The following is a 23,909-nucleotide window of genomic DNA, read 5'->3' on the forward strand; positions in this document are numbered from 1 at the left end:
GCGATGGTGTTGATCTCGCGCGAACCGGGCACTCCCAGGTGAGGGAAGGGAGAGGCAGATGACCACAACGTCAGATGTCATCGTCGTGGGAGCGGGGCTCGCCGGGCTGAGCGCGGCGGCCCGGCTTCACCGAGCAGGCGTCCGGGTCACCGTCCTCGAAGCGAGCGACGACGTCGGCGGCCGCGTGCGCACGGACGAGGTCGACGGCTTCCGCCTCGATCGAGGTTTCCAAGTGCTGCTTCCCGCCTACCCGGCCGTGCGCCGGCTGATTACCGTGGACGATCTGCGGCTACGGAGGTTCACGCGGGGAACCATCGCCGCCTTCCCCGACGGCCACCGCTGGCTGGCAGGCCCCTGGAACGGCCTGCCAGCGATCAAAGGACTCGCCCAGTTCGCCACGCATCACCCGGGCGACGCCCTCCGCATGACCAGCCTGGTCCTGCGCGACGCCCTCACCCCGAACTCGTTCGTACGTAAGGACGCTCAGCGGACGACCGCGGAAGAGTTCGTGCGCTGGGGGCTGTCGGCGAGCACGATCGAGGCGGTCTTGCGACCGTTCCTCGCCGGGGTGTTCCTCGACCCGGCGCTGAACACCTCGTCGCGGCTCTTTCACCTGCTGTGGCGGAGCTTCCTCCGTGGTGGCGGTGCCCTGCCCGCCCAAGGAATGCAGGCCCTTCCCCGGTCGATGGCGGCCGCTCTGCCGACCGAAACGATCCGCACCGGCATCACGGTCGAGGAAGTCACCGGCGGCGGTGTCCGCACGAGTTCCGGCGAGCGCTTGACCGCGAACGCCGTCGTCGTGGCCACCGACGGCGACGCCGCCTCCCATCTGCTTGCGGAGGTCGAAGCGCCGGAATGGCACGCGGTCACCACGTTCTACTTCCGCGTCGGTACCACTCCCCTGCGCTCGCCGACACTGCTCCTCGACGGCACGACCGACCTGCTACTCAACACAGCGGTCATCAGCGAGGTCGCGCCGGAATACGCTCCAGAAGGCTCCGCGCTCATCGCCGCCTCGGTACCCGACCGAGCCGACGTCCACCTCGAAGCACGAGTCCGCGAGCGCCTGGCCCACCTCTACCAGACCGACACGAGCGACTGGGAACTACTACGCGCGTACGCTTTGCCGCGAGCCTTGCCCTTCTTCCCGGCCGGAGCCCCGCTACGGCGTCCCGTCCGGGTAGGCGGGGGCCGTTACGTCTGCGGCGACCACCGCGACACCCCGTCGATCCAAGGCGCGCTCGTGTCCGGGCAGCGGGCCGCCCGAGCCGTGCTCGCCGACCTCGGCCGCCACTGATCACCAGGGCCACAATCGCGTCCTGCACCCGCCACGGTGCTTGAGGCGAACCCACACCGGCACCCGCTGTGGTCAGGATCGCCGCGGGTTGATCCATGGCGGGCAGGTCGTTCAGATCTTCTCGAGCGCGTCCGGCTTGTGCACCGCTTCGCCACCGCTCTTATCGCTACGCACCAGATACTGCGGTTCATCGCGAGAGGCGCGCACGGTACGACCGGCGGCCTCGGTGTCGGAGGTGATCTCCTTCAAAACCTCTCCTTCGGCTTCCCCGCCGTGACTGCTCCAGCGAACCCGGTCGCCTTGGTGAAAACGCTTCGTCATCGTTCTCCTTAAGCCGGTTTGGACGGGCGTACCACCTGATACCCGGCCAAGATCGGGGTGAAACGATGCCAAAGCGATTCAAAAATCTATATTCCCTGGTCACCGGCACTGCGAGAACGCCCTGGTTGCCGTACGGTCGAGGAACGCGGGGTTCAGTCCCAGCTTCGCGCGACCGACGAACTGTCCGCGGCCGCATCGGCAGAATCCGTGTCGAGTCCGGCTCAGCGACGCGCTCCCGCGAGTGTCTCCACGCACTTCACGCATGTTTCGCTTGCAGGCCCGTGTCGTCCCGCTTCCCGGGAGTCCAACCTCATGTCTTCTTCGTTCCAGCTGCCCCGCGAGCTCGACAACCGGCACGCCACCCGCCTTCTCAAGGCGACGAAACCCGGCGACCGCCTCGGCTTTTACGCCCAACCCGCCCCTTCGCAGCCGACACAGGTGACCGAGCACGCCCACACAGCCGACCTGGTCATCCTCACCGTGTCCGGCGAGCTGGACACGGTGGCTGCCCCGTTGCTGCGACGGAACCTGCATCGTCCCTTGCCCGCCTGCACTTTGATCGACCTGTCCCGGGTGACGTTTCTCGGCGTCGCAGGGCTGCGGGTGCTGGAGGCGGCCGCCGCCCTGGCCCGATCCGAACGCCGCAGGCTCGGCCTCGTCACCGCCGCCCCCGGTGTTCTACGGATACTGCGCCTGTTCGCCCTCGACGTGCGGGCCCCGGTCTATTTGCGACTCGCCGACGCGATGCGAGAAGTGGCGCTGGAACGGCCCTCGCGCCACCCCAGCCCGTTCTCCTGATCAGGCCACGCGGTTTGTGAAACCAAGCCCACGGCTATTCGCGACAGTGGTCGTTCTCCTCCTGACGATGCTGATCCTTGCTCTCGTACAGGCGAGCCAGACTTCGGACGCGGCGCCCAGGTCAACGGAGGTTCGACTTGCCCACCACCGCCCGCCTTCTCCCCACGCGTGTGCCACGGTCTCCCGCCGCGGCGGTCATCGTGCTGCACGGTGGCGGCGGCCGAGGCGGTGCCGTACCGGTGAGCCCGAGCCAGCTTTCGGTGGTGCGCATGATCCCGATCGCCCACCGCGTCGTCCGTGCCGGCCGCGGCCGGCTGGCGGTGTGGCGCTTGCTGAACTCGACGCGTGGGTGGGGAGGCACGCACACCCCGCTCGACGACGTCCACTGGGCACTGGAACGGATTCGCGCTCAGCTTCCTCCATCGACACCGATAGGCCTGATCGGACACTCGCTCGGCGGACGGGCGGCGATCCTGAGCTCCGGCGAAGCGAACGTGCGCAACGTCGTCGCGCTGGCACCGTGGCTCCATCCCCGCGATGGCGACGTCGATGCTTCCGGCTGCCGGGTTCTCTTCGTGCACGGCTCGGCAGACCGTGTCGCGAGCCCGCACCGGGCACTGGCCGCAGCGGAACGGCTCTCCCGAACCGCTCGGGTCGGTGTGATCCGAGTCGACCACGGCGGGCACGCGATGGTGCGCCGCCACCGGACCTTCGACGGACTGGCAGCCGGTTTCACCGCCGCGACCCTGCTCGACAAGGCCCCAAAGGATTCCCGCGGCGCGCTGGCCCGAATCCTGGCCGACGTGTCATTCGCGACAATCTGAGGTATCGGGCGACCCGCCGGTCCGTCGGCTCGTTCAGCCGCGGGTCAGGCGGGGCGGTCACCGGTGCCACCGGTGACCGGCGCCGAGGTCTGCTGCGCGCCGCCGGGACGGGTCGGCCCCGCCGCGTCGCTCAGGCTGTCGTGCGCCGCGGTCACGACGGACGCGGGCGTGATCCCGAACTCGTCGTAGAGCCTCTGGTAGTCAGCAGAAGCCCCGAAGTGCTCCAGTGAGACGGTTCGGCCCGCGTCCCCGACGACGTCACGCCAGCCTTGGGCGATCGCCGCCTCGACGCTCACGCGCGCCCGCACCGCCGGTGGCAGCACTTCGTCCTGATAGGACAGTTCCTGCGTGGCGAACCACTCGCGGCAAGGCATCGACACCACACGGGCGTCGACGCCGTCGTCGGCGAGCAGTTTCCGGGCGTCGAGGGCGATCTGGACCTCCGAGCCGGTCGCGACCAGTATCACGTCCGGGTTTCCGGTGCAGGCGAGAATGTAACCTCCGCGGGCGGCGCCCTCAGCCGAAGCGAGACCACCGGGACCGCGTTCGACGACTGGGACGTTTTGCCGGGTAAGGGCAAGCCCTGCGGGGCGGTCCCGGTTCTCCAGGATCCGGCGCCAGCAGACGGCCGTCTCGTTCGCATCGCCAGGGCGCACCAAGTCCAGTCCGGGGATAGCGCGGAGCGTGGCGAGGTGTTCGACGGGCTGGTGGGTCGGGCCGTCCTCCCCCAGACCGATCGAGTCGTGGGTCCACACATAGGTGACAGGGAGCCGCATGAGAGCAGCCAGCCGGATCGCGGGCCGCTGATAGTCGCTGAAGACCAGGAAGGTGCCACCGTAAGGCCGGGTCAGACTCTGCAGCGCGATGCCGTTGAGGATGGCGGCCATGGCGTGCTCGCGGATCCCGAAGTGCAGGGTGCGGCCGTAAGGACCACCCCGCCACTGCGCGGTCTGTTTGCCCGTGGGGACGAACGACGGCTCGTCCTCCATCGTGGTGTTGTTGCTGACGGCCAGATCCGCCGAGCCGCCCCAAAGCTCGGGGAGCACCGGCGCGAGGGCCGTGAGGATCTGCCCGGACGCCTTTCGCGTGGCCATTCCCTTCTCGTCCGCGGGGAAGCTGGGCAGGGCGTCGATCCAGCCGTCGGGAAGCTTTTCCTCCCGCAGCCGGTCCAGCAGCGCGGCGCGACCCGGATCGGCGGCACGCCATTCCAGGTAGCGGCCCTGCCAGTGTTCGTGGATGGCCCGGCCACGATCACCGACTTCGCGGGCGTGGGCGAGCACCGCGTCCTCCACCACGAAACTCTCCGTCGGGTCGAAACCCAGGAGGGTCTTGGTGGCGGCGATCTCCTCATCGCCGAGTGCCGAACCGTGAGCCGCGCCGGTGTTCTGTTTGGTCGGCGCGGGCCAGCCGATGATGGTGCGCAACACGATGAGCGATGGTTTGCCCGTCTCCGCCCTGGCCGCATGCGTGGCGGCGAGGACCGCGTCCACGTCCTCGATGTACCGGCCGGAGCCGGTCCAGTCCACGGTCTGCACGTGCCAGCCGTAGGCGGCGTACCGGGCAGGGACATCTTCGCTGAAGGAGATGTCGATGTCGTCCTCGATGGAGATGTGGTTCGCGTCGTAGAACGCCACGAGGTTTCCGAGTTCCTGGTGCCCCGCCAGCGAGGCGGCCTCGGCGGTGACCCCCTCCATCAGGTCGCCGTCGGACGCGACGACGTACACGTGGTGGTCGAACGGGCTTTCCCCCGCCGGCGCGTCCGGGTCGAGCAGTCCACGCTCCCGGCGCGCGGCGAGTGCCATGCCCACGGCACTGGCGAACCCTTGTCCGAGCGGGCCGGTGGTGATCTCCACGCCGCGGGTGTGCTGATACTCGGGGTGCCCGGGCGTGGCGGAGTCCCAGGTGCGCAGCGCGGCCAGATCGGACAGTTCCAGGCCGTAACCGCACAGATAGAGCTGTAGGTAGAGCGTCAGGCTCGAATGACCGCAGGACAGAACGAACCGGTCCCGTCCGAGCCACTGGTCGTCGGCTGGGTCGTGCCGCATGACCTGCTGGAAGAGCAGGTATGCGAGAGGCGCGAGGCTCATCGCGGTGCCGGGGTGGCCGTTGCCCGCCCGTTGGACCGCGTCGGCCGCCAGGACCCGGACCGTGTCCACCGCGCGGACATCCGCGTCAGTCCACCCTGCGGCATCGGCGACGGGCGGGGCGAGCGACGGATCGCGGCGGACGGGGGTGGTGGCCGAACGTGTCATGGAGACGGGTCCTTCCCGGATGCGTGAGTCGCCGGGTCCGGGGCGTCCATTGAGGCTGTACTCGTCCGGGGTAGCCGAGACCTGGCGGCCTCAAACCCAACCGCCCCTTAGCCCGCTTCGTGCCGGAGGATGTCGTCGGCGGTGTAGGTCCCGGAGTTCGCGATCCTCATAGTTGGTCAGATAGCCGACTTCGATAACGGCCAGCGGCGCCGAGTTACTGGACGCGGCCGGGGTGGTCGCGCTTGATCAACGATGACTCGGCCGATCCCGTCCCGACAGGAGGCGCTCCTCTGGAACGGGACCGGCCGATCTGCGTAGCGGTCGATGCCGGGGGGACAGCGTGACCACCACAGGCCCGTCGAGGCTGCCGAAAGGTTGTGCACACCTCGACAAGGACAGCCCGGACAGGAGAAAGTAGTTCGTCAGCACGACGCACAAGTTGTTCCGATATCGAGACACCCTTGCCCGGCCACGACAAACCGATTCGCGACCGTTGCGTATTTCGAGTTTCCGGACGCTCGCCGGAGTCCTGGCACCTGCTGCGCGAGGCAGGTCATACGAGCACACGCACCGAACCATCAGCGACGGCTTCACCAACCGTGATTCCGAACAGACAAGGACCACTTCCACCTGGCTGACGGTTATCGGTGGAATGACGTCATTTCTGGTTCCGCGTGCAGCATGCGCAATCACCCGGTCTCATTGAGTACCTGATGGGACCGTACGTTGTCGGGAGCGCGGTGACGGCGACAGAACAGGCAGACGAGAGTCTTTCCCACCTCGACACCCGTGTCGGTGACGAGCCGCGCCACATGCACAGTGACGTAACCGCATACCTCGCATTCGATGGCAGCACTGTCGCGGTTGATCATGATTCTCGTGACCACAAGGTTCTCCGTGTTCAGTCTTGACCGCCGCATACCTGTGGCCGAGACGGACGATCACCGGCGAAACAGACACGATCGACGCCTAGGGCACTCTGTACGCATCGGACAGAATCGAATACACGGGCAATCGCATGCTCCGCAAGGATCAGCAGGCCGGTGGAGTACGTGCACCGGAAGACTCGTGCGGGCAGCGGAACGAAGGCTCGGACATAGTCGCCGGAACAGTTGGCACACCCCTGACACAGCCTGCGAGCGAGCCTTCGCTATGACGAAGGGACTAGCGGGCGCATCGACGGATCGCACGCGAAGCCGGGACCAGGGTGCCGCGGGCGGGACTGTTGTGACAAGCGCGAAGCTGAGATCAACCTCGCACCTTCACACCGTAGCTTCCCCTGGCGTCTTTTTACAGTCTCGCGACCGAGAATCTTCGACGAATGAATTGATTGCGCATCGGTTTACCCAGGCAAGACCCCTGAAACCTGGTTGACGCCGAACCTCGGGCAGCGACGTCTCCGCATCGCCCGGCCGGGAGTTCCACCAGGACAGCCCCCGCTCAGCAGCTCTCCGCGAGGAGGTTTAACCCTGCCCCTGCGGGTACCCGCAAAACGTTGCGAAGTCGATTCAAAGGCGGGTAGCGATGGCAATGGCGATCAGGAACGCGGAAGCGATTTCCCAGGGCGGCGAGGTCAGTGGGCCAGGTGTCGGGCCGGGCGGGCTTTCGATGGCCGATGATCAGGACGGTTCGGGCGACGGCTGGAACCCGGAGCGGCTGTATGCCGCGGCGCTGGCCACGTGTCTGCATCAAGCGGTGGTCGTGGTTGCGTCCACCAGCGATCTTGACACCACAGGCAGCGTCGTCCGCGGACAGGTCAAGCTGATTCACGAGACCGCACTGGACTACAGCGTCGACGCGCGGCTTTCCGTGTCGCTGCCCGAGATCCCGCAAACGCGGCGGCAGAGCGTTCTGGACCAGGCAGTGATCCACTGTCCGCTGGTCAACGGCTGGCCCGTGAACCTCGAAGACGAAGCATCCCCGTCGCCGAGTGACGACGGCTGAGGTTCGTTTCTGTCTTCGAGCGCCGAGACGGAGATGGCACGCGCGGCCGAAGTCAACGGACCTACGCGGGTACGGCATGTTCCTGAAACACGGACAACGCTGGCCACACCCTGCACTCGGGCGAACCACCGCTACTAGCACCCGGACGCAGGCTGCGGCAGTCGCGGCGTCCGCGGTCAAACCTCGCCGCGGTGTCCGACCAGCCACAGGGCGACCTCGTAGAGCTTCACATTGGTGGCTTGGGACGCGTCGACAAGCATCGCGAACGCCTGTACCGCGTCGACATTGTGGCGTTGCATCAGGATGCCCTTGGCCGTTCCGATCACGTCACGGCGCTCCAGAGCGACGTGCAGGCGTTCTTCGGTCTGCGCACCGGCGAGCGCGATCGCGGCGTGAGTCGCGAACATCCGGCCGTCGTCGGCGGCCTGGTCGTTGAACACGTCCCGTGCGCTCGCGTAGAGGTTAAGCGAGCCGAGTGTGGCCTCGCTGACGAACAGCCGGAAGGACAGCATCGAGCGGACCCCGATCGCGGCCGCCTTCGACGTGAACGTGGGCCAGCGTTTCTCCGTGGTCAGGTCGCTGATGCGGAATACCTGATGTTCGGCGATGGCGTCGAGACACGGGCCTTGACCGGTACGGTATTGCACCTCGTCGATCGTGGCGACGAGGCCGTCGGTGGGCGCGACGGTGCGGACCTTGCGCCCGCGCTCGACCAAGGAGATTCCGGCGTACTCGGCGCCATTGACATGGTCGACGGCACCTTTCACGATCGCCGCGAGGGTGGACTCGACATCGGGCTCCGACTGCAGCGTGCGAGCGATCCCGCCAAGCACGGCGCCCACGGTTCTCCCGACTGCCTGTTCCTGCTCGTTCACCGGCTGCCTCCTCCATCCACCGCGATCGGATCACCGTAGCGAGCCTGGACGTCGCCTCTGGCCCACGGTCCCCCTCGTCCCGAGGTCACGGCCGCACCATGAAAGTGCCCACGTTGATCCGCCCGAAAACACGGATAGCTCCCAGGACCAGGCGATCGTGCGCCGTAACCGCCGCAGTGAGCGCGCTGCCAAACAGGCACGGCGCTCGCCCACCGAATGCCCGAGTGTCTCCGTTCGGTGACCAGCCCTCTTCGTCGTCGAATGCGGCAACCGCGTGGCAGCCGACCAGCGCGGCCCTGAGCAGAATCGGCACACCGAGTAGCGTCAGCGCTCGCAATCCCCACACGGTCCCCACGAGTCCGTCGGCAAGGCCCAACCACAGAGCCATCGACAGGAAAGAGCAGGACCATGTAGCCGGCGAATCCGGCGCCCCGAGCATTCCTGCCCCCATGGCCGCCTTGCCCGCCTCACGTTCCGCGCGATCGCGAGCAGCGATCTCCTACCTCAGAAGGCAGCTCACCAATTCCTGCTCACTGGCGGTGAACACCGAGACAGGAACAACTGGCAAGTTGCGCTGAACCACGTCTGACCAGGCCGAAGCCTCCACCACCGCATGAAACGCGGCGAGAGGTGCCTTCAGATCACCTCCGGCGCGCCTACGAACATTAACTCTGACTTCCTCTTCAACAAGCCGCGGACGGTAGCTTCTTCGCCTCGGGCTACGCCAACCGTGTAGAGCCCATTTTCGCAAGTTTGCCCTCTTTTGCCCCGGGTAGCCCGCACTACACGACAAAAAATCGGGGGACGCAGAATGTGGATCGACAAAAGGATTCCGAATGACCGGCAATGTGGATCTACGACAACTGAAACTGTTGCGTGGAATGGCAAGGTCGGGATCCACTCAGAAGTGGGACAATTACGACGAGTGGTTCTGCATCGCCCAGGGAGAGAGCTCGATCGGATAGTTCCCGAAAATCGTGATTCCCAGCTGTTCGACGATGTACCGTGGCTGACGGCAGCACAGGCGGAGCATGACCATTTTCGCTCGATTATCGAAGCCGGAGGTGTCGAGATTGTCGAGCTTCGCGATCTCTTGGAGAACAGCCTGACCTATGATGACACGATCCAGGCGTGGACTGATCTCTGTATCAGCAGCGAAACCCACGGGACACGGGTCGTCGGCCAGGTCCGCGAGTACTTGACACAGCTTTCGCCCTTCGACATGTGCGAGATTCTTTTGTCAGGCCTCACTCAGGAGGAGTTCGACAACGCCAGAGGTGCGGTGCCCGGACCAGCCGACCTCGCCCAGCACTACGTCGTGGACCCATTGCCGAACGCGGTGTTCGTACGCGACAGTGGCACGTGGGTAGGCACCACGTTGGTCGGCACTCGTTTCGCGACTGGCGTCCGGCGACGTGAAGCACAGTATGTCGCCCATGCATGGCAGCGAGCCGGTGCCCGAACGCTGAGATCCGGGCCGGAGCCAGGCCCGGCAGTCGAAGGCGGGGATGTACTGGTCGCCGGGAACGGCTGCGTTCTGATCGGTGTGAGCTGCCGCACGTCGGCCGCCGGTGCCACCGAACTCGCCCGGGAACTCCTGACTCAAGGCCAAGCCGAATCCGCGCTGCTCGTCAGGCTGCCGGAGGCCCGCAGCACCATGCACCTCGACACCGTAATGACGATGGTGGACTGGGACACGTTCCTGGTCAGCGGTGAGCACATCGCGTCTTTGGCGGTCTTTCGTGTCCGGCTGGACCGGGACGGTGACGTGGCGCTTACCGCCGTGGACGACTTGTTCGCCGAATTGGCGGGCCTGCTCGGTGTGCCGGCTGTGCGGCAGGTCTCGGCCGCGGGCGACCTGTTCACGCGACGCCGGGAACAGTGGGCCGACGGCGCCAACGTCCTGGCGATCCGCCCGGGCGTCGTCGTGGCCTACGACCGTAACCGCTACTCCAACGACGCGCTCGAGAAGGCCGGCTTCGAGGTGTTGACCCTGCCCAGTGGCGAACTGGCTCGCGGCCGTGGCGGGCCGCACTGCATGTCGTGCCCGGTTCTCCGGGACTGAAACCAACCGTAGGCGGCGGCATCTGGCCGTCGCCGATGTAACACAGAGGAGATCGATGATGACCACTTTGTACGAACGCAGCGATGCCGCCGATGCCGCCATCGGCAAGCAGACCGTGCAGAACGTATACCAGCAGCTCGCGGCGGAATACGACGAGCGCATCCCGGGCGTGGGGCACGCCGACGACATGTTCACCGATTCGGAGATGCGTTTCCTCATGGCGAAGGTTCATTCCGGCACAAAAGTGCTGGACATGGGCTGTGGCACCGGTAGGTTCACCATTCCGCTCGCCCTGGCGGGGGCGCGTATGACCGGGCTCGATCTCACCGCGGCGATGCTCGACCAAGCACGCACCAAGGCCAAAGCTGCAGAAGTCGACATCGACTTCCGCCAGGGCGATATGGCCTCGTTGCCGTTCCCTGACAATTCGTTCGACGTCGTCACCAGCATGCTGGCGCTGATGCATATCCCGTTGTCCGATCGGCAGAGTGTCTTCAGTGAGATCGCTCGTGTCCTCAAGCCGGGGGGCCGAATGCTGCTGTGCGTGAAAAACGGCGTCTTCGAGCGAATGTTCAGTGGTGACCGGTTCGCCGAAGTCGACGTCACCGACGTCGAGAACAAGGAACTGATCTTCACGCAGACCCAGGCGGGCGAAGAGCTGCGCGCCCCGTGGTTCAGCTTCACGCCGGACGAGCTCTCCCTGCTGTTCGCCCGCGCGGGCATGAGTGTGACGCATCTCAAGGGGAACTCCCCGATCAGCGTGTGGCTCGCCGAGCAGGTGCTCGCGGACAAGGGCATTCGTTCGGTCGTGCAGACACTGGAAGCCACGCTGTCCGACGTCCCGCCGTTCAACCATCTCGGCTACCACCTGCTCGTCGAAGCCGCGAAGCCGCTGTGAGCAGATGACATGCTGTTGACCGGTGAAGACATCGCGCACCACGATGCTCCGCGCTGGGTCGAGGACGCACACGCCGAGTTCGTGGGCGTGCTGCTCGATCCCGAATATCCGTGCTACTTCGCCGGGCAGGCCGAGCGCCAGGGGCATCTGCGGTACAGCTTCGTCGTCGGAGACGATCTGACATCCCTGCCGTCGACGCTGGCTCGCTTCGCCGAGGTGTCCCGGACAGCACCGCGTAACCGGCACGTCCTGACCGTCTTCTTCGACGAGACGACGGACCTGGACACCGACGAGCAGCGGTTCTGGAACACGCTGCAGTGGCTGCACGAGCGCGATCCGGCACCCTGGCCCGCGGACGTCCCGCGCGATCCCGACGACGCGGCGTGGGAGTTCTGTTTCGCCGGGGAACCGATGTTCGTCTTTCCCAGCATCCCCGGCTATCGGCACCGACGCAGCCGCGGGGTGGGCAGCCACTTCGCACTGTGCTTCCAGCCACGGCGCATCTTCGCCGGGGTCGAACGGCAGGACCCCGGCGGTGAAGCCATCCGCACGCGGATCTACGACCGCGTGCGCCGCTGGGACGACATACCGCCCCACCCGGATCTGGAGTTCCTCGCCTACGGCGATCCCCAGATGCGGGAATGGAAGCAGTACGCCCTGCCTGACGGCAACGATCCCCTTCCCCGCACATGCCCCCTGCACACCGCCTGATCAGAACAGAAAGGGCACGTCGATGACGAAGACCGCTCCGCAGCCCGAAGCCGCCACCACCCGGTCCTGCGGAGCGGTCTTCGCCGATCCGTCTTGGCACGACGCGTGGCTGAACGCGACGGTCGAGCCCGCTCTCGCGGACCGCGTCCTGACGGGACTGGACGACCACGACGAGGTGACCGGCGTCCCGCTGTACCGGCTCGGCGGGTCCGCCCTGTGGCGAGGCTACGAAGACGACGCCGGCATGGCGGACGTGCTGCCCGGGAACGTCGCGTTCCTTTCCAGCGTGTACGCGATTTCCAGTCCCCTCAACCGCCTCACCGAACCGGACGCGGTCAAAGTGGTGGACGAGGCATTCGAACAGGCGACGGAGTGGGGATGCCCCCTCCTGCTGGTCACCAACCTCGAACCCGGTCCGGTCCTCGACCACCTGCGGTCGGCGCGCCGGTCACCGGCGGAAATACGACTCGACGCCACTTGCCGCGCGGTACTGCCCGATTCGGAGGACGAGTTCATGGCCACGCTGGGCCGCTCCGCGCGGTCCGACATCCGCCGCCGTCACCGGCGCGCCATCGAACAGAAAGTCACGTTCCACCGGCGGTGGGGACGTGACGCTCGCGGCAAGCTCGCGGAATTCCTGGCGCTGAGCGAACAGTCGGCGACGGAACACGGGAACCCGCCGCTCTACGACCTCGAAACCCTCCTGGCGATCGTTGAAGTGCCCGGCGCCGTCCTCCTCACCGCCGAGCACGACGACAGGATCCTCGCCGGCTCGATCGCCTTCCTCCACGACGACTGCCTGCTGGTCTGGGCCGCGGGTGTCGACTACTCGGCGCTGCGGGTGTACCACCCCTATGTCTTCCTGCTCCGCGAGACGATCGCCCTGGCCATGCACCTCGGCTGCCGCGAACTCGACCTCGGCAGGGGCACCTTCGAGTTCAAAACACGCCACGGCTTCACCCCGACGGTCCTGACGACGCTGGCCTACCCACTCGGAGACACCGCGGACGACATCCTGGCTCCGCTGCGCGAGATGGACCGGCGTATCACCGCGTTCCTGGCCCAGTGATGCGGCGGTTCCCGAGTGCGGCGATGACCGCGCTGCTAGCCACCGCCTCGCTGCAGAATGTCGCCTACACCATCCTGATCCCTTTCGTCCCCACGCTGCGCGACGACTACGGGATGAGTGCCTTGATGATCGGGCTGGCCTTCAGCGGCTTCACCGCGGTCAAAGCCCTGGTCCAGCCCCTCGGCGGCTGGGCCGCCGACCGGTACTCGCCGCGGGCGGTGGCCATCATGGGCCTGCTGACCGCGGCGGTGGCGACCGGGGCCTTGGCCGCGACGACGTCCGCGACCGGCGTGGTCGTCTGCCGGCTGGTGTGGGGCCTCGGCGAAGGGTTCAGCATGCCTGCGCTGTACCGGCTGGTGACCGACCTGGCCCGCACTACCGGCACCAGTCCGGGCCAGGCGATGGGGTGGTTCGGATCAGCGGCCGTCATCGGCATGACCGCGGGACCGGGCCTGGTCGCGCTGCTGTCCCCGGCCTTGACCTTCTCCGGGGCCTTCATCCTCGGCACCGTCCTGACCGTGGCCAGCGCCGGACTGCTGCTCTGCGTCCGGCACAAATCTCCAGCGCACAGCGGGGACACCGCGGCGCCCGTCTCAGGCGGCAGCCTACGGCTACCCCGCCGGACACTGTGGATCATGGTCGCGGGCCTGGGGCTGATCGACCTGCTCAACAACTTCCTCTACTCCGCGCTCGAGCCGGTCCTGCCCCTGTTCGTCCACGACGAACTGGGCATCGGCGACCGTTCGATCTCGCTCCTGTTCTTCTGCGGCCTCGGCGTGTTCGCCGTGGTCTCCCCACTGGCCGGGCACCTGACAGGGAAACGGGCCCCGGTGCTGCTCGCCGCCACGGCGCTCGGCCTGCAAGCCCTCGCACTCGGCCTTCCACCACTGTTCGGCACCTTCCCCGCCTACGTCACGGGTTTCCTGATTCTGATGAGCCTGCAACCCATCGTTTTCGTTGGCGTGCGCACCGGCCTCGCAATGGTCAACGAAGGCGCCCAAGGCAAAGCCTTCGGCTGGTTCGGCCTGATCTCGGACCTCGGCTGGGTCGCGGGACCGCTTGTCGCAACCGGACTTCTGGCAGCCTGGCAGTCGGCCGTCTTCTTCGGCTTCGCCGGGATCGCCGTCATGGGAGCGGCAGCCGCCTTGCTCACCCACGGCGCCGGCAAGCGCGGACTGCCCGATTTATCGAGCCACCAACCGTTCCCCGCCGAGGGCAAGCGTCACGTCAACAGGTAGCGGACGGCTTCTTGTCTCAAGACCGGCAACAACGGAGGAAGGCTGGCGGGAGCCGAAGCCGACTACCGATGTTCGCGACTCGGCGCCTGTGATCGCGTCGAAGCCATCCCGCCTCGCACGCGAATCCGGTTGGCGTTGAATCAGTAGTCAATCCCATATGGGGGTCAACCTCATCGTGTTGTAGCTGTGTCCGCACGAGCGCGACGATGTGCCGGGCCATGGCGCGCTTCGAGTGGGCGGAGTGGTCCTCGGTGGTCTCGGGTTCGAGGACTGGGCCGTAGCCGGGGAGCTCGCCGGCGTCCCGCTGGCGTTGGCATGCTCCAAGAGAGCACCGTTCGGGTCTCGTCAAGTTCGGCGAGCAGGTCGCAGCCCGGACGCCGGGCGCCAGATCGGCGGCTGAGGGCAGGTCTACCGGCAGGCGGCGGTCGAAGGCGTGCCGGGCCAGGTCGGACAGGCCGGTGTGCAGGTGCCGTTCGGCGTGGCCTTGACGGCGGCCGGGACCAGCGGCTTTTCGGTCGTGAGTGGCGTTGCGGGTTAGAACCCGAATTGGCACTCACGACCCCTCGTCACAATAGTGCTTCGCGAAAAGGGGATTCGCCGGTCTGCGCCGCGTCGATGCGTACCGAAGTGGTCGTCCTCGGAGCGGTGTGCGGGGGCCGGCCCAGCCCCGTCCAGCTGAAGCCCGCCTGGATGAGGGAATCGGCGTCGAGCAAATTGCGGGTGTCGACAACGGTGGGGATGCGGACCGCCGCCGCCAGGCGTGGCCAATCCAGTTCCCGGAACTCGGGCCACTCCGTGAGGACGACGATCGCGTCGACTCCGCGTGCGGCCTGATAGGCGTTGTCCGTCAAGGCAAACGGGAGACCGGCTGCCTGGCCGTCGCCCGGGTGCACGGCAGGATCGAAAGCCACCAGCTCGGCACCGGCCTCGCGCAACAGTGCGGCCACGGCCAGCGCGGGCGAATCCCGCAGGTCGTTGGTTCCAGCTTTGAAGGTCAGCCCCAGCAACGCCAACCGCACCTGACTCAACGAACCGAGACGGGTTCCCGTCACGACGTCGCGGATCTTGTCCACCACCCGCTTGTGCTGGCGGATGTTGGTGTCGATGGCGGCCCGGACCAGACGGAACTCGAAATCCAAGGAGTCCGCGAGCTGCAGCAGGGCCGAGGTGTCTTTCGGTAGGCAAGAGCCTCCCCAGCCCGGGCCCGGCGCCAGGAACTCCTGACCGATCCGGCGGTCGTATCCCATGCCTTCGGCGACGTCGACGACATCGGCGCCGGCTCGGTCGCAGAGCTCGGCGATGGCATTGGCGTAGGACAGCTTCACGGCCAGGAAACAGTTGGCGGCGTACTTGATCAGCTCGGCAGAAGCGGCGTCGGTCAGCACGGTCGGAGCGCTCAGCGACGCGTAGAGTGCCGCGACCCGTCCGGCCGCTTCCCGGCACGCCGAACCGACCACGATCCGATCCGGATGGAGGAAGTCCCGCACGGCGGTGCCCTCACGGAGGAATTCCGGATTGGACACCACGGCCACGTCGTCGCGGCGCAGGATCCACGTCAGCCTTGTCGCGGTGCCGACCGGCACGGTGGACTTGGTCACCAAGGTGCAGCCGGGCGGAAGCACGTCGCTGATCTGTTTCACGACCGACTCGAGGATGCTGAGATCGGCGAGGCCTCCGGCGCCCATGGGCGTCGGTACACAAAGAAACACCATCTCCGCCTGCCCCAGGAACTGCGCGAACCAGGGCTCGGTGGTGCTCACGCAGCTCAACCGGCCGTTCGCGATACCCGTGGTGACCAGATCGGCCAACCCTGGTTCGAGGATGTCGACCCTGCCGCCGGTCAGCCGGTCGACCTTGCCCTGGTCGGTGTCGGCGCACACCACGGTGTGTCCCAGTGAGGCCAGGCAGGCGCCCGTGGTGAGCCCGACGTATCCGGTTCCGATGACGACGACGCGCGGTGAGGACATTGTTATCCTTATTTCAGATTGTGGTTTCGGAACCCGGGAAGCAACCGGAGGGTGCCGCTTTCGGGGTCGAAGCGGACGGCCCCGGCCAGGTCCAGGTCGGTCAACCAGTCGGTCATCGGCCAGAATCCGTGGCGCCGATGGAACAAAAGGGCGTTAGCCACCAGTTCGCGGATATGACGCGGCTCGTGCCTGCTGGGCGGGTGGTACTGGTGGAAGGCCGTGGCCCCACCGACCCACGCCAGCAGCGCGCCGCGATCGGCGGCGCGCAGGGCGAAATCGGTGTCTTCGGCGCCGTATCCGGCGAACTCCTCGCAGAAGCCACCGAAGCGAAGCCAATCTTCCCGGGACGTCGCGAAGGACAACGACCAGAAGAGCTCGAACCGCTCGCGCTCCAGCATGATCTCGCCTGGACGAGGTGCGGGTCTGCCCGGATGCGGCTCGGCCAGCCGGGCGAGTTCTCCCGCCGCGGGATACCCCCGCGGCGGCGGAGGCGGCAGATAAGCCACCGGACCGCAGAGCACCGTGGCGGGGGGTACCCGCCGGGCCGCGGCTTGGTAGCGGGCCAGTGCCCCAGGGCCCGGAATGCAGTCGACGTCGAGGAACACCAGCAGTTCGATGTCGTGTTCGAGGGCCACGCGTGCCCCGGCGTTGCGGGCTGCGGCCAGCGGAAGACCTGCGTCTCCCGCCGTCACGAGGGTCGACACGACCGGTGGCGAGCCAGGGACGTCACCCAGATCCGGAGGTCCCGCCATGCCGACCACGACCTGCAGGTCGGCCGCTTCCCCGGCCAGCGCTTCCCGTTGCCGTGACAAGTGGGCTTCGCGACCGGCCGCGATGGTGACGACGGCGGTACTCGGGCGGGCGGTCATCTCCCGCCCGCCAATTCCCGCAGCACGGCCGCTGCCCGCGTCGCGCCATCCCCGCTCGACCAGGTCTTCCAGTCGCCACCTCGGGCCCGCGCGCGAGCGAAAAGCGCGGGCCAGCGGCGCGGTTCGGGCCAGGACGGCACGACCACACCCAGCCTGGCGCGGATGAGCGCGGCAGCCGTGGCGTGCTGTTCGCCGAAAGGACGACGTTGCGGAATGACGACCGCGGCACGCCTGGCCGCCGCCACCTCGGCCAGCGCGTTCTGCCCGGCGTGGGTGATCACGACGCCGGCGTCACCCAGCAGCGGCCACGGGTCGGCCACCCAGCCGTGGTGCCGCAGATTCGGCGTCCGGCACCCTGTGTCGTCGCCGAGACCGGCGACGTCCCAGCTCCAGTCCGGAGTGGCCGCCGCGGCCGCCCGCAACTGGGCCGAGGACACCGTGAGCCCGCCCGTGCCCCACAGCAGCAGGACTTTCCGTACCGCGGATTCCGGTGCCACGGGGCGCCGGTCGAACCGCGACAGCGCACCGACGTGAACGGTCTTGTCGAGCCATGACGGGGGCCAGTCCGGGGCGGGTCGCCGCGGCCACGGCGCGATGATCACTTCGGCGAGGTCGTAGGCGGTGCGATGGGCCCGGTCGACGCGGTGGCCCGGCTGCGCCACGATCGCCACCGGCACGCCGTGCAGGCGGGCCAGCAGCGCCACTTCCACCGACACGTCGCAGACCAGGAGCCGGACGTCTTCGTCACGCAACAGCGAACTGATCCGCGCCATACGATCGCGCAGGCCCCGATGGTTCCGCGGTACCCAGTGCAAAGTGGACCCCGCGGTCACGTCGTCGTGCAGCTCGTCGGCTCCGTCGGCGTCACCGGGCAGCACGGTCCATCGACCGGGCCACTCGGCAGGCGCGGGAAGACTGGACAACCCGATGGCCTTCGCGCCCAGGGCCCGAGCGACGGTGACGGACCGATGAAGATGTCCGGAACCGTGGTGATGGACGTAGAAGGCGATCATGACAGCAGTTCCCGGTACAAGCACACGTACTCGTCCACCATCCGGTCCACCGAGCACACCGATTCGGCGCGGCCGCGCGCCGCTGCCCGGTCCAGGGTGGCCGCTCGTGCGATGGCGGCGGCCAGTCCGGGAACGTCGTCGGGAGCGGCCAGGACGCCGCTGGAGTCGTCGAGGATTTCAGGGAGGGCTCCCCGCGCGAATCCGGCCACCGGGGTACCGCAAGCCAGGGCTTCGGCGACCACCAACCCGTACGGTTCCTCCCACCGTGGTGACACGACAGCGACACTGGCGGAACCGACGAGGTGAACGAGGTCGTGGTGGGCCAGGTGCCCCAGGTACTCGATGTCCGTCCCCAGCAGCGGTTCGATCTGGTCGTGGAAATAGTCCGCGTCCGGCAACGGTCCCGCCAGCCGGAGCCCGGTACCGGCCTCCATCGCGGCCTGGATGGCCAGTTCCGGGCCCTTCTCCGGCACGAACCGGCCGAACCACACGGGTACGCCCGATCCGGCACCGGACGTCCACTGATCGAGGTCTACTCCGTTACGCACCACGGTGATCCCGGGAACGAGCGAAGACCACTGCCGGGCGGTGTGGGCGCTGACCGCGGCGAAACTGGTGTGGCGCGGCGAACGTAACCGGACCGCGGATTCCAGCCACGGCGTCGGCGGGGTGTGCAAGGTGGTGAGCGTCGGTGTCCGCAGCGTCGAGGCCATGGCGATGGGCAGGTAGTGCAACGAGTTGTTGTGCACGAGGTCGCATCGTCCGGCGGCGCCGAGGTCGAGCATCAAACCGAGATAGGCGTGGTGCTCTGCGATGAAATAGTCGGCGGGCATGCTGACGTCCAGCCGGGCTTGCGCGGACAACGCCGGCAGGACGGGCATCGCCTGCACTCGCAAAGACGGGTCGGAATCGGTTCCACCGAAGACGGTCACCTCGTGCCCACGCGCACGCAGGCCTGTCGCCAACTGCCACGTATGCGCTTCCAGGCCACCGGCGAAAGGCTCGCGAATGGGATAGCGGGCCGACGCCACCAGACCAAGGGATAGTTTCGCGCCATCGCGGCCCGCCGTCTGCCCTCGTCGCGCACTAAAGCGGCTTTCGACGGTCACAGGCCGAGCAAGGCCATCTGGTCGCGGTGTCGTGAAATGCCCGCTTCTACCCACTGTGGGTGTCGCTCGTACCACCGCGTGTGCTCCTTCCACAGGAAATGCTCCTCGACCGGTTCTCCCGCCATCGACCAGGTCGAGCGAATCGCGGCTTTCAAGCCCAGCGCTGTGATCACTCGTTCGCTGAGCGGAGCGTGAATGTCGTTCAGTAGCGGACGTCCCGGATCGGTGGCGTCGCCGGGCAGGTCCAGGGCCCTTTGCAATCGGCGCGCCAAACCGAGCAGGACGCTGTTCCCGGGATGGTTCGGTGTGCGCATCGCGTCGGCCCCCGCGCGCACGAGCAGGTCCGAAACGGCCACATCGGCCGTGGCACGCTCCCGGCGGCGCATCTCGGCCTTCGACATCTCGGCCACGGCGACCACCTCGTCGGCGGAAGGTCCGGTGTGGACATCTGACGGACGGCCCGCGAGCCGGGAGATCAGCCGCAGATCGTGGTACGGCACGACAGGAGGTACCCCCGACCGATCGTCGGGATGCCGGACGATCGCGGTGAAGGGATGCAGCCCTCCATAACGGACGACCGGCCATCGCACCGTCCTCGCCGACGACGGAAGCCGTTCCGCCAGCTGGGCCGTGCCCACCGGAAGACCGCGATAGTCCGACCGTACCGACTGAGTAAGCAAGATTTCCGTTCTTTTCAGCAACGCGTCTAGATGGTCCATGTCGTTCGAAACGAGTTCGTGTACCGGTGGTACCCGCACCAAGGTGCACGGAAACGATTTCGACGTCGCCAACATGACGCGTACCGACTCGGCTTGACAGTTCCCCATCACGAGAGCGATCGGCGCCTTCGACGCGGGGCCGTCGTAGAAGGCCCGATAGTGCGCGAACCGGCCGTGATCCATGACCTCATCATCGCCGAAGGGCCTATCTCCGCCTAGCGAAACACTCTGCCACGGAAATCACCGGTCCCTGATGTTTGAAAAGGCCCGGAGTGGCTACCGGAGAACATTCCCGCCTCGATGTTTGAGCACGATGGATCCGGCTATCTTCCGCAGGTGCGAACTCCCCTCGCCGTGGCCTCTGTCCCGGCCGGGCATTCTTATGTCCGGCACACCTCCGACAGGACCACGGCGCAAGACTTCCGTGTCCTGCCCGATCCGCCCGTGCCCGGCGCACCGTCCGGTCAATGGTGGCCACATCGGATGCTGGAGCCGTCTTGGTTGCGAGCACGGCATCGGCGATTCGACCTGCTTCATCTGCATTTCGGTTACGAGCACCGCACTCCGGACGAGTTGCGAGAACTGGTGGGCACCCTGCGTGCTCGAGGGAAACCCCTCGTCCTGACCGTGCACGACCTGCGCAATCCCCATCAGGCCGATCCCGCACCGCATCGTGCTGCTCTGGACGTCCTGGTTCCGTCGGCGGACGCCGTGATCACCTTGTCCCGGGGCGCGGCCGACCGGATCACCGCGATATGGGGACGCCCTGTCGAAGTCATCCCGCATCCGCACGTCGTCGATCCGGAACGGATGCGTCGCGTGGCCGGGCGCGGCGGCGAAAACCCCTTCGTCATCGGTGTACACGCGAAAAGCATGCGGGCCAACTGCGACGCGATCGCCATCGCCGAGCAACTCGCCGAGACCGTCTCGTCGTTACCCGGTGCCGAACTGTCCGTGCTCGCTCACGACGACGCCCACGGTTTGCGAGCCGCCGACGAGCTTCGACGGCGCGGCGTGGCGGTCCAGGTACGGCCGCCGTTCTCCGACGCCGAACTGTTCGACTATCTCGAGAGCCTCGACGTCTCAGTGCTGCCTCATCGCTTCGGCACGCACTCGGGGTGGCTCGAGGCCTGTTACGACTTGGGGACCACCGTGCTGGCTCCGGATTTCGGTTTCTACCGGGAACAGGCTCCCTGTCTGCTTTACTCGCGCACCGAGACCTCTCTGGACCCGCTCAGCCTCGACGCTGCGGTCCGGCAGGCTTACACCGAGCGGCCGCGGTGGCGTGCCGACCCGGGACTGCGCGAGACCGGCCGAATCGCCATCGCCCGCGCGCATTTCGACGTCTACCGCGCGGTGGTGAACGGAAGATGAGGTTCCAGACCTACGCGCCGGGTCCACCGGGACACGGTGTGGTCCGCCACGCGCGGTCGGTCGCCGGGCTTTGCACGATCCACGGAGCGGTCAGCACGGAGGACGAGCCGGATCTGACGCACGCCCACTTCACCGACGCGCTCTTCGGAGACACGATCGAGAAGGCCGCGGTCAATTTCCGAAACTGGATGGCAGGCGTACACCGCCCGTTGGTGGTCACCGTGCACGACGTACCGGACCCGTTCGGCCGGAGCCGTCGCGACCAGGCCCGCTGCCGGGGTTACGCGGACGTGCTGGAGGCGTGTGACGCGGTGGTCGTCTCCGCCTCGCACGAGGCCCGCAAGGCCGCCGCGTTGACCGGGAAACCCATCTACCGGATCGACCTTCCCCTGCCTCCTGAACCGTTCTCCGTCCACGATCACCTGCTCATCGAGCCGGTACCGTCGCTCGTACTGCTCGGCTACCTTTACCTGGGCAAGGGGCACCTCGAGGCCATCGATCTCGCCGCCGCCGTAGGCCGTAACCGGGCGAGCGGGCCGCCTCTCGTCGTGGCCGCAGGATCCGTGAGCGCCGGTCACGCCGACTTGCTCGACCGGGTTCGACGGCACGCCGCTCGGCGCCGCGTCCCGTTCCTGCTCACCGGCCACCTGAGCGACGCGGAATTCACCGATCTGGCCTGTTCGGCACGGGTACCGGTGGTGCTCAACCGCACTGTCAGCGCTAGCGGATCCCTGCTTTCCTGGTTGTCGTGCCGTCGACGACCGGTGACCTGGTCAGGCCACTACACCAGGGAAATAGCTCGACGGCACCCAGGGACCCTGCTCTTGGGCGGATCGAAACGCGAGCTGGCCGAGCATGTCGTCCGAGCGCTGGACGAGCCCGAGACGACGCGGTCGAGTTCCCGTCCACAGTGGACCGATACCGGTGCTGAGCATGTGTCGCTGTATCGAAAAGTGCTCGCCGAGGCCGGTCGTCACTCGGCGGTGGCGCCATGCTGACCGACATCCTGGTCCCCCGCAATCGCTGGGACTTGCTGGCGCCCTATCCACGCTCCACGCCGACCGTCACCGTCATCGTGACGCACTTCGAGCAGCACCATCTCCTTCCTAGAATGGCTTTGGCGCTTCGGCGCCAGACACTGCGCCCCACCCAGGTGATCCTTGCCGACGACGGCTCAGCGACCGAACCGGACTTCAAGGTCCAAGACGTCGAAACCCTCGTGGTGAGTCAACCCGACGAAGGTTTCCGCGCCGCGGCGATCCGGAATCTCGCCGCGCGGAACAGCACCGGCGAGGTGCTGGTCTTCCTGGACGCCGACACCGTCCCCGAACACGGCTACCTCAAAAAGATGGTCCGCCACATTTCCCGCTGTCCCGACGTGCTCGCCACAGGACACCGGCGGCACACCTCGTTCGCGGGACTTCGAGACGACGAACAACCCGGGGCTGCGGACGCACTCGATGAACCCCGCTGGCTGAAGGACGCTTATGCCGACACCGCGAATCTTCTGCACTCTGACGGCCGTAGCTTCCGGTTCATGATCGGAGCGGTTCTGGCCTGCCGCCGGGAACTGTTCCTCGATATCGGCGGCTTCGACGAGCGGTTCGTGGGTTACGGCGGCGAAGACTGGGATCTCGCGTACCGCGCTTGGAACGCGGGCGCGGTCTTCGTGCACGAACACGAAGCCGTCGCGTGGCACGACGGGCCGGATTGGGCAGGCCGGGACGAGGACGACGAAATCCTCGACCGCCAAAGCGCGCGGCTGGCCAGTGTGATCCCTGAGCCTTCCACTCGCGGAGCCCCGCTGAACGGACTCATCTCCGATGCCCTGATCACGGTGCGCTCCGCGGGGAAATTCAGTGACGTGGTGCGCACCGTGCACTCACTGCTGCGACAGACCCATCGCGACCTGCGAGTTCGGCTGTGGCCGCAGGACGACCGCCTGACGGAGATCTACGAAGGCGTCGTCCAATCCGCGCCGTGGACGGAGGATCAGCTCAGACGGGCACGGGTGCTCGTGGACGTCTACGAACCACTGCCCCGATCTGCTGTCCGGCGGGTGGTCGAAGCGCTGACCGTGTCCGACAACGGACAGGTCGAACTGATCCGGGAAGAACAACTCGCCGGTGTCGCATGGTCCACTCGAGCCATCGGACGCGCGCGGCGGTGGTCGCCCCGATTCACCCGGGGCGAGATACTGGAGCGCGCGTTCGGAACCGATCGCCTTCTCGTCGAGGCGGAAACCGACCGGACACGCACTTTGGACGGGTTCTTCAGTCGTTGGCACTGAACCGAAGCGCTCTCGGCGTCGGGGTTGTTCGCCTGCAGATTGCCAGCGTCGTGAACTCGGTGCCGTCCAGGATCTTGGCGAGATCCTGGAACCGCTGTCTGTCTCCTTTGACCCGGCGGTCGAGAATTCCGGGCTCGTCGCCGGCATTCTCCGAAAGCTCTTCCTGGCCTATGCGCATCCGAACCGTCACTCACTTGGCATACCCCGGCCGTTCGGGTCGAAACGAGGACCTCGATTTCCGCCTTCCTGGACGCTCCACGTGGGGCGCGGCGAACC

General features: G+C 67.1%; 22 protein-coding genes. 12 read left to right on the plus strand and 10 right to left on the minus strand.

Annotation, left to right across the window (positions count from 1 at the left end; genetic code table 11):
- Positions 1 to 58 precede the first annotated feature (58 nt).
- Positions 59 to 1,297 carry an NAD(P)/FAD-dependent oxidoreductase gene (locus ACLJPX_RS09530; RefSeq protein WP_410599737.1) on the plus strand — a complete coding sequence of 413 codons (1,239 nt, stop codon included), beginning with the start codon at positions 59 to 61 and terminating at the stop codon, positions 1,295 to 1,297.
- 111 nt (positions 1,298 to 1,408) lie between these two features.
- On the opposite strand, the gene ACLJPX_RS09535 is transcribed toward ACLJPX_RS09530, so the two are convergent.
- Positions 1,409 to 1,618, minus strand: a complete 210-nt coding sequence (locus tag ACLJPX_RS09535) for a DUF2945 domain-containing protein (RefSeq protein ID WP_410599738.1) — start codon at positions 1,616 to 1,618, stop codon at positions 1,409 to 1,411.
- A gap of 312 nt (positions 1,619 to 1,930) precedes the next feature.
- Between ACLJPX_RS09535 and ACLJPX_RS09540 the strand changes: the two genes are divergently transcribed.
- Together ACLJPX_RS09540 and ACLJPX_RS09545 are read left to right on the plus strand one after the other, a co-directional pair.
- A complete protein-coding gene (locus ACLJPX_RS09540) occupies positions 1,931 to 2,416 on the plus strand; it encodes an STAS domain-containing protein (RefSeq protein ID WP_410599739.1) in 486 nt (161 codons plus the stop codon).
- 269 nt (positions 2,417 to 2,685) lie between these two features.
- A complete protein-coding gene (locus ACLJPX_RS09545; RefSeq protein WP_410599740.1) occupies positions 2,686 to 3,240 on the plus strand; it encodes an alpha/beta hydrolase in 555 nt (184 codons plus the stop codon).
- A gap of 44 nt (positions 3,241 to 3,284) precedes the next feature.
- Here ACLJPX_RS09545 and tkt read toward each other — a convergent pair whose 3' ends face one another.
- Positions 3,285 to 5,492 carry a transketolase gene (gene tkt / locus ACLJPX_RS09550; RefSeq protein ID WP_410599741.1) on the minus strand — a complete coding sequence of 736 codons (2,208 nt, stop codon included), beginning with the start codon at positions 5,490 to 5,492 and terminating at the stop codon, positions 3,285 to 3,287.
- A gap of 1,524 nt (positions 5,493 to 7,016) precedes the next feature.
- On the opposite strand from tkt, the gene ACLJPX_RS09555 reads away from it, so the two are divergent.
- Entirely contained in the window at positions 7,017 to 7,436 is a 420-nt protein-coding gene (locus ACLJPX_RS09555) for an OsmC family protein (protein ID WP_410599742.1), read from the plus strand.
- Between the two features lie 176 nt (positions 7,437 to 7,612).
- On the opposite strand, the gene ACLJPX_RS09560 is transcribed toward ACLJPX_RS09555, so the two are convergent.
- Together ACLJPX_RS09560 and ACLJPX_RS09565 are read right to left on the minus strand one after the other, a co-directional pair.
- On the minus strand, positions 7,613 to 8,311 hold the full coding sequence (locus tag ACLJPX_RS09560) for a GAF and ANTAR domain-containing protein (RefSeq protein ID WP_410599743.1): 699 nt from the start codon (positions 8,309 to 8,311) through the stop codon (positions 7,613 to 7,615).
- An 85-nt stretch (positions 8,312 to 8,396) separates the two neighbouring features.
- On the minus strand, positions 8,397 to 8,624 hold the full coding sequence (locus tag ACLJPX_RS09565; RefSeq protein ID WP_410599744.1) for a hypothetical protein: 228 nt from the start codon (positions 8,622 to 8,624) through the stop codon (positions 8,397 to 8,399).
- 498 nt (positions 8,625 to 9,122) lie between these two features.
- On the opposite strand from ACLJPX_RS09565, the gene ACLJPX_RS09570 reads away from it, so the two are divergent.
- From ACLJPX_RS09570 to ACLJPX_RS09590, 5 genes are read left to right on the plus strand one after another with little or no spacing between them, the layout of a single operon-like run.
- On the plus strand, positions 9,123 to 10,376 hold the full coding sequence (locus ACLJPX_RS09570) for an arginine deiminase family protein (protein ID WP_410599745.1): 1,254 nt from the start codon (positions 9,123 to 9,125) through the stop codon (positions 10,374 to 10,376).
- Between the two features lie 58 nt (positions 10,377 to 10,434).
- Entirely contained in the window at positions 10,435 to 11,274 is an 840-nt protein-coding gene (locus ACLJPX_RS09575; RefSeq protein ID WP_410599746.1) for a class I SAM-dependent methyltransferase, read from the plus strand.
- 9 nt (positions 11,275 to 11,283) lie between these two features.
- Positions 11,284 to 11,985, plus strand: coding sequence for a YqcI/YcgG family protein (locus ACLJPX_RS09580; RefSeq protein ID WP_410599747.1), 702 nt, complete (start codon positions 11,284 to 11,286; stop codon positions 11,983 to 11,985).
- 22 nt (positions 11,986 to 12,007) lie between these two features.
- Positions 12,008 to 13,054 carry a GNAT family N-acetyltransferase gene (locus tag ACLJPX_RS09585; RefSeq protein WP_410599748.1) on the plus strand — a complete coding sequence of 349 codons (1,047 nt, stop codon included), beginning with the start codon at positions 12,008 to 12,010 and terminating at the stop codon, positions 13,052 to 13,054.
- Positions 13,055 to 13,077: 23 nt separating this feature from the next.
- Complete coding sequence (locus ACLJPX_RS09590) at positions 13,078 to 14,292, plus strand: MFS transporter (protein ID WP_410599749.1); 1,215 nt, start codon at positions 13,078 to 13,080, stop codon at positions 14,290 to 14,292.
- A 566-nt stretch (positions 14,293 to 14,858) separates the two neighbouring features.
- Here the strand turns inward: ACLJPX_RS09590 and ACLJPX_RS09595 are convergent.
- The 5 genes from ACLJPX_RS09595 to ACLJPX_RS09615 form a co-directional block, all read right to left on the minus strand.
- Positions 14,859 to 16,259 carry a UDP-glucose dehydrogenase family protein gene (locus ACLJPX_RS09595; RefSeq protein WP_410599750.1) on the minus strand — a complete coding sequence of 467 codons (1,401 nt, stop codon included), beginning with the start codon at positions 16,257 to 16,259 and terminating at the stop codon, positions 14,859 to 14,861.
- Positions 16,260 to 16,267: 8 nt separating this feature from the next.
- On the minus strand, positions 16,268 to 17,128 hold the full coding sequence (locus ACLJPX_RS09600; RefSeq protein WP_410599751.1) for a glycosyltransferase family 2 protein: 861 nt from the start codon (positions 17,126 to 17,128) through the stop codon (positions 16,268 to 16,270).
- Positions 17,125 to 18,141 carry a glycosyltransferase gene (locus ACLJPX_RS09605; protein ID WP_410599752.1) on the minus strand — a complete coding sequence of 339 codons (1,017 nt, stop codon included), beginning with the start codon at positions 18,139 to 18,141 and terminating at the stop codon, positions 17,125 to 17,127. Before ACLJPX_RS09605 ends, ACLJPX_RS09600 begins: the two co-directional genes overlap by 4 nt.
- Positions 18,138 to 19,172, minus strand: coding sequence for a glycosyltransferase (locus ACLJPX_RS09610; RefSeq protein WP_410599753.1), 1,035 nt, complete (start codon positions 19,170 to 19,172; stop codon positions 18,138 to 18,140). Before ACLJPX_RS09610 ends, ACLJPX_RS09605 begins: the two co-directional genes overlap by 4 nt.
- 74 nt (positions 19,173 to 19,246) lie before the next feature.
- Positions 19,247 to 20,152 carry a WcbI family polysaccharide biosynthesis putative acetyltransferase gene (locus tag ACLJPX_RS09615; RefSeq protein WP_410599754.1) on the minus strand — a complete coding sequence of 302 codons (906 nt, stop codon included), beginning with the start codon at positions 20,150 to 20,152 and terminating at the stop codon, positions 19,247 to 19,249.
- Positions 20,153 to 20,305: 153 nt separating this feature from the next.
- On the opposite strand from ACLJPX_RS09615, the gene ACLJPX_RS09620 reads away from it, so the two are divergent.
- From ACLJPX_RS09620 to ACLJPX_RS09630, 3 genes are read left to right on the plus strand one after another with little or no spacing between them, the layout of a single operon-like run.
- Positions 20,306 to 21,343 carry a glycosyltransferase gene (locus ACLJPX_RS09620; RefSeq protein WP_410599755.1) on the plus strand — a complete coding sequence of 346 codons (1,038 nt, stop codon included), beginning with the start codon at positions 20,306 to 20,308 and terminating at the stop codon, positions 21,341 to 21,343.
- Positions 21,340 to 22,341 (plus strand): hypothetical protein, encoded by a 1,002-nt coding sequence (locus ACLJPX_RS09625; RefSeq protein WP_410599756.1) that lies wholly within the window; start codon positions 21,340 to 21,342, stop codon positions 22,339 to 22,341. Before ACLJPX_RS09620 ends, ACLJPX_RS09625 begins: the two co-directional genes overlap by 4 nt.
- Positions 22,335 to 23,633, plus strand: coding sequence for a glycosyltransferase family 2 protein (locus tag ACLJPX_RS09630; protein WP_410599757.1), 1,299 nt, complete (start codon positions 22,335 to 22,337; stop codon positions 23,631 to 23,633). Before ACLJPX_RS09625 ends, ACLJPX_RS09630 begins: the two co-directional genes overlap by 7 nt.
- Here the strand turns inward: ACLJPX_RS09630 and ACLJPX_RS09635 are convergent.
- On the minus strand, positions 23,617 to 23,823 hold the full coding sequence (locus tag ACLJPX_RS09635) for a hypothetical protein (protein WP_410599758.1): 207 nt from the start codon (positions 23,821 to 23,823) through the stop codon (positions 23,617 to 23,619). The two genes, ACLJPX_RS09630 and ACLJPX_RS09635, sit on opposite strands and share 17 nt — an antisense overlap.
- Positions 23,824 to 23,909: the final 86 nt, after the last annotated feature.

The organism is Amycolatopsis sp. lyj-90 (genome assembly GCF_046549035.1).
Classification (GTDB): domain Bacteria; phylum Actinomycetota; class Actinomycetes; order Mycobacteriales; family Pseudonocardiaceae; genus Amycolatopsis.

Bases quoted from the DNA above. Each gene is read 5' to 3' on its own strand.
- ACLJPX_RS09530 (WP_410599737.1), top strand. From the start codon at position 59: ATGACCACAACGTCAGATGTCATCGTCGTGGGAGCGGGGCTCGCCGGG.
- ACLJPX_RS09535 (WP_410599738.1), bottom strand. From the start codon at position 1,618: ATGACGAAGCGTTTTCACCAAGGCGACCGGGTTCGCTGGAGCAGTCAC.
- ACLJPX_RS09540 (WP_410599739.1), top strand. From the start codon at position 1,931: ATGTCTTCTTCGTTCCAGCTGCCCCGCGAGCTCGACAACCGGCACGCC.
- ACLJPX_RS09545 (WP_410599740.1), top strand. From the start codon at position 2,686: ATGATCCCGATCGCCCACCGCGTCGTCCGTGCCGGCCGCGGCCGGCTG.
- tkt (WP_410599741.1), bottom strand. From the start codon at position 5,492: ATGACACGTTCGGCCACCACCCCCGTCCGCCGCGATCCGTCGCTCGCC.
- ACLJPX_RS09555 (WP_410599742.1), top strand. From the start codon at position 7,017: ATGGCAATGGCGATCAGGAACGCGGAAGCGATTTCCCAGGGCGGCGAG.
- ACLJPX_RS09570 (WP_410599745.1), top strand. From the start codon at position 9,123: ATGTGGATCGACAAAAGGATTCCGAATGACCGGCAATGTGGATCTACG.
- ACLJPX_RS09575 (WP_410599746.1), top strand. From the start codon at position 10,435: ATGACCACTTTGTACGAACGCAGCGATGCCGCCGATGCCGCCATCGGC.
- ACLJPX_RS09580 (WP_410599747.1), top strand. From the start codon at position 11,284: ATGCTGTTGACCGGTGAAGACATCGCGCACCACGATGCTCCGCGCTGG.
- ACLJPX_RS09585 (WP_410599748.1), top strand. From the start codon at position 12,008: ATGACGAAGACCGCTCCGCAGCCCGAAGCCGCCACCACCCGGTCCTGC.
- ACLJPX_RS09590 (WP_410599749.1), top strand. From the start codon at position 13,078: ATGACCGCGCTGCTAGCCACCGCCTCGCTGCAGAATGTCGCCTACACC.
- ACLJPX_RS09595 (WP_410599750.1), bottom strand. From the start codon at position 16,259: ATGTCCTCACCGCGCGTCGTCGTCATCGGAACCGGATACGTCGGGCTC.
- ACLJPX_RS09600 (WP_410599751.1), bottom strand. From the start codon at position 17,128: ATGACCGCCCGCCCGAGTACCGCCGTCGTCACCATCGCGGCCGGTCGC.
- ACLJPX_RS09605 (WP_410599752.1), bottom strand. From the start codon at position 18,141: ATGATCGCCTTCTACGTCCATCACCACGGTTCCGGACATCTTCATCGG.
- ACLJPX_RS09615 (WP_410599754.1), bottom strand. From the start codon at position 20,152: ATGGATCACGGCCGGTTCGCGCACTATCGGGCCTTCTACGACGGCCCC.
- ACLJPX_RS09625 (WP_410599756.1), top strand. From the start codon at position 21,340: ATGAGGTTCCAGACCTACGCGCCGGGTCCACCGGGACACGGTGTGGTC.
- ACLJPX_RS09630 (WP_410599757.1), top strand. From the start codon at position 22,335: ATGCTGACCGACATCCTGGTCCCCCGCAATCGCTGGGACTTGCTGGCG.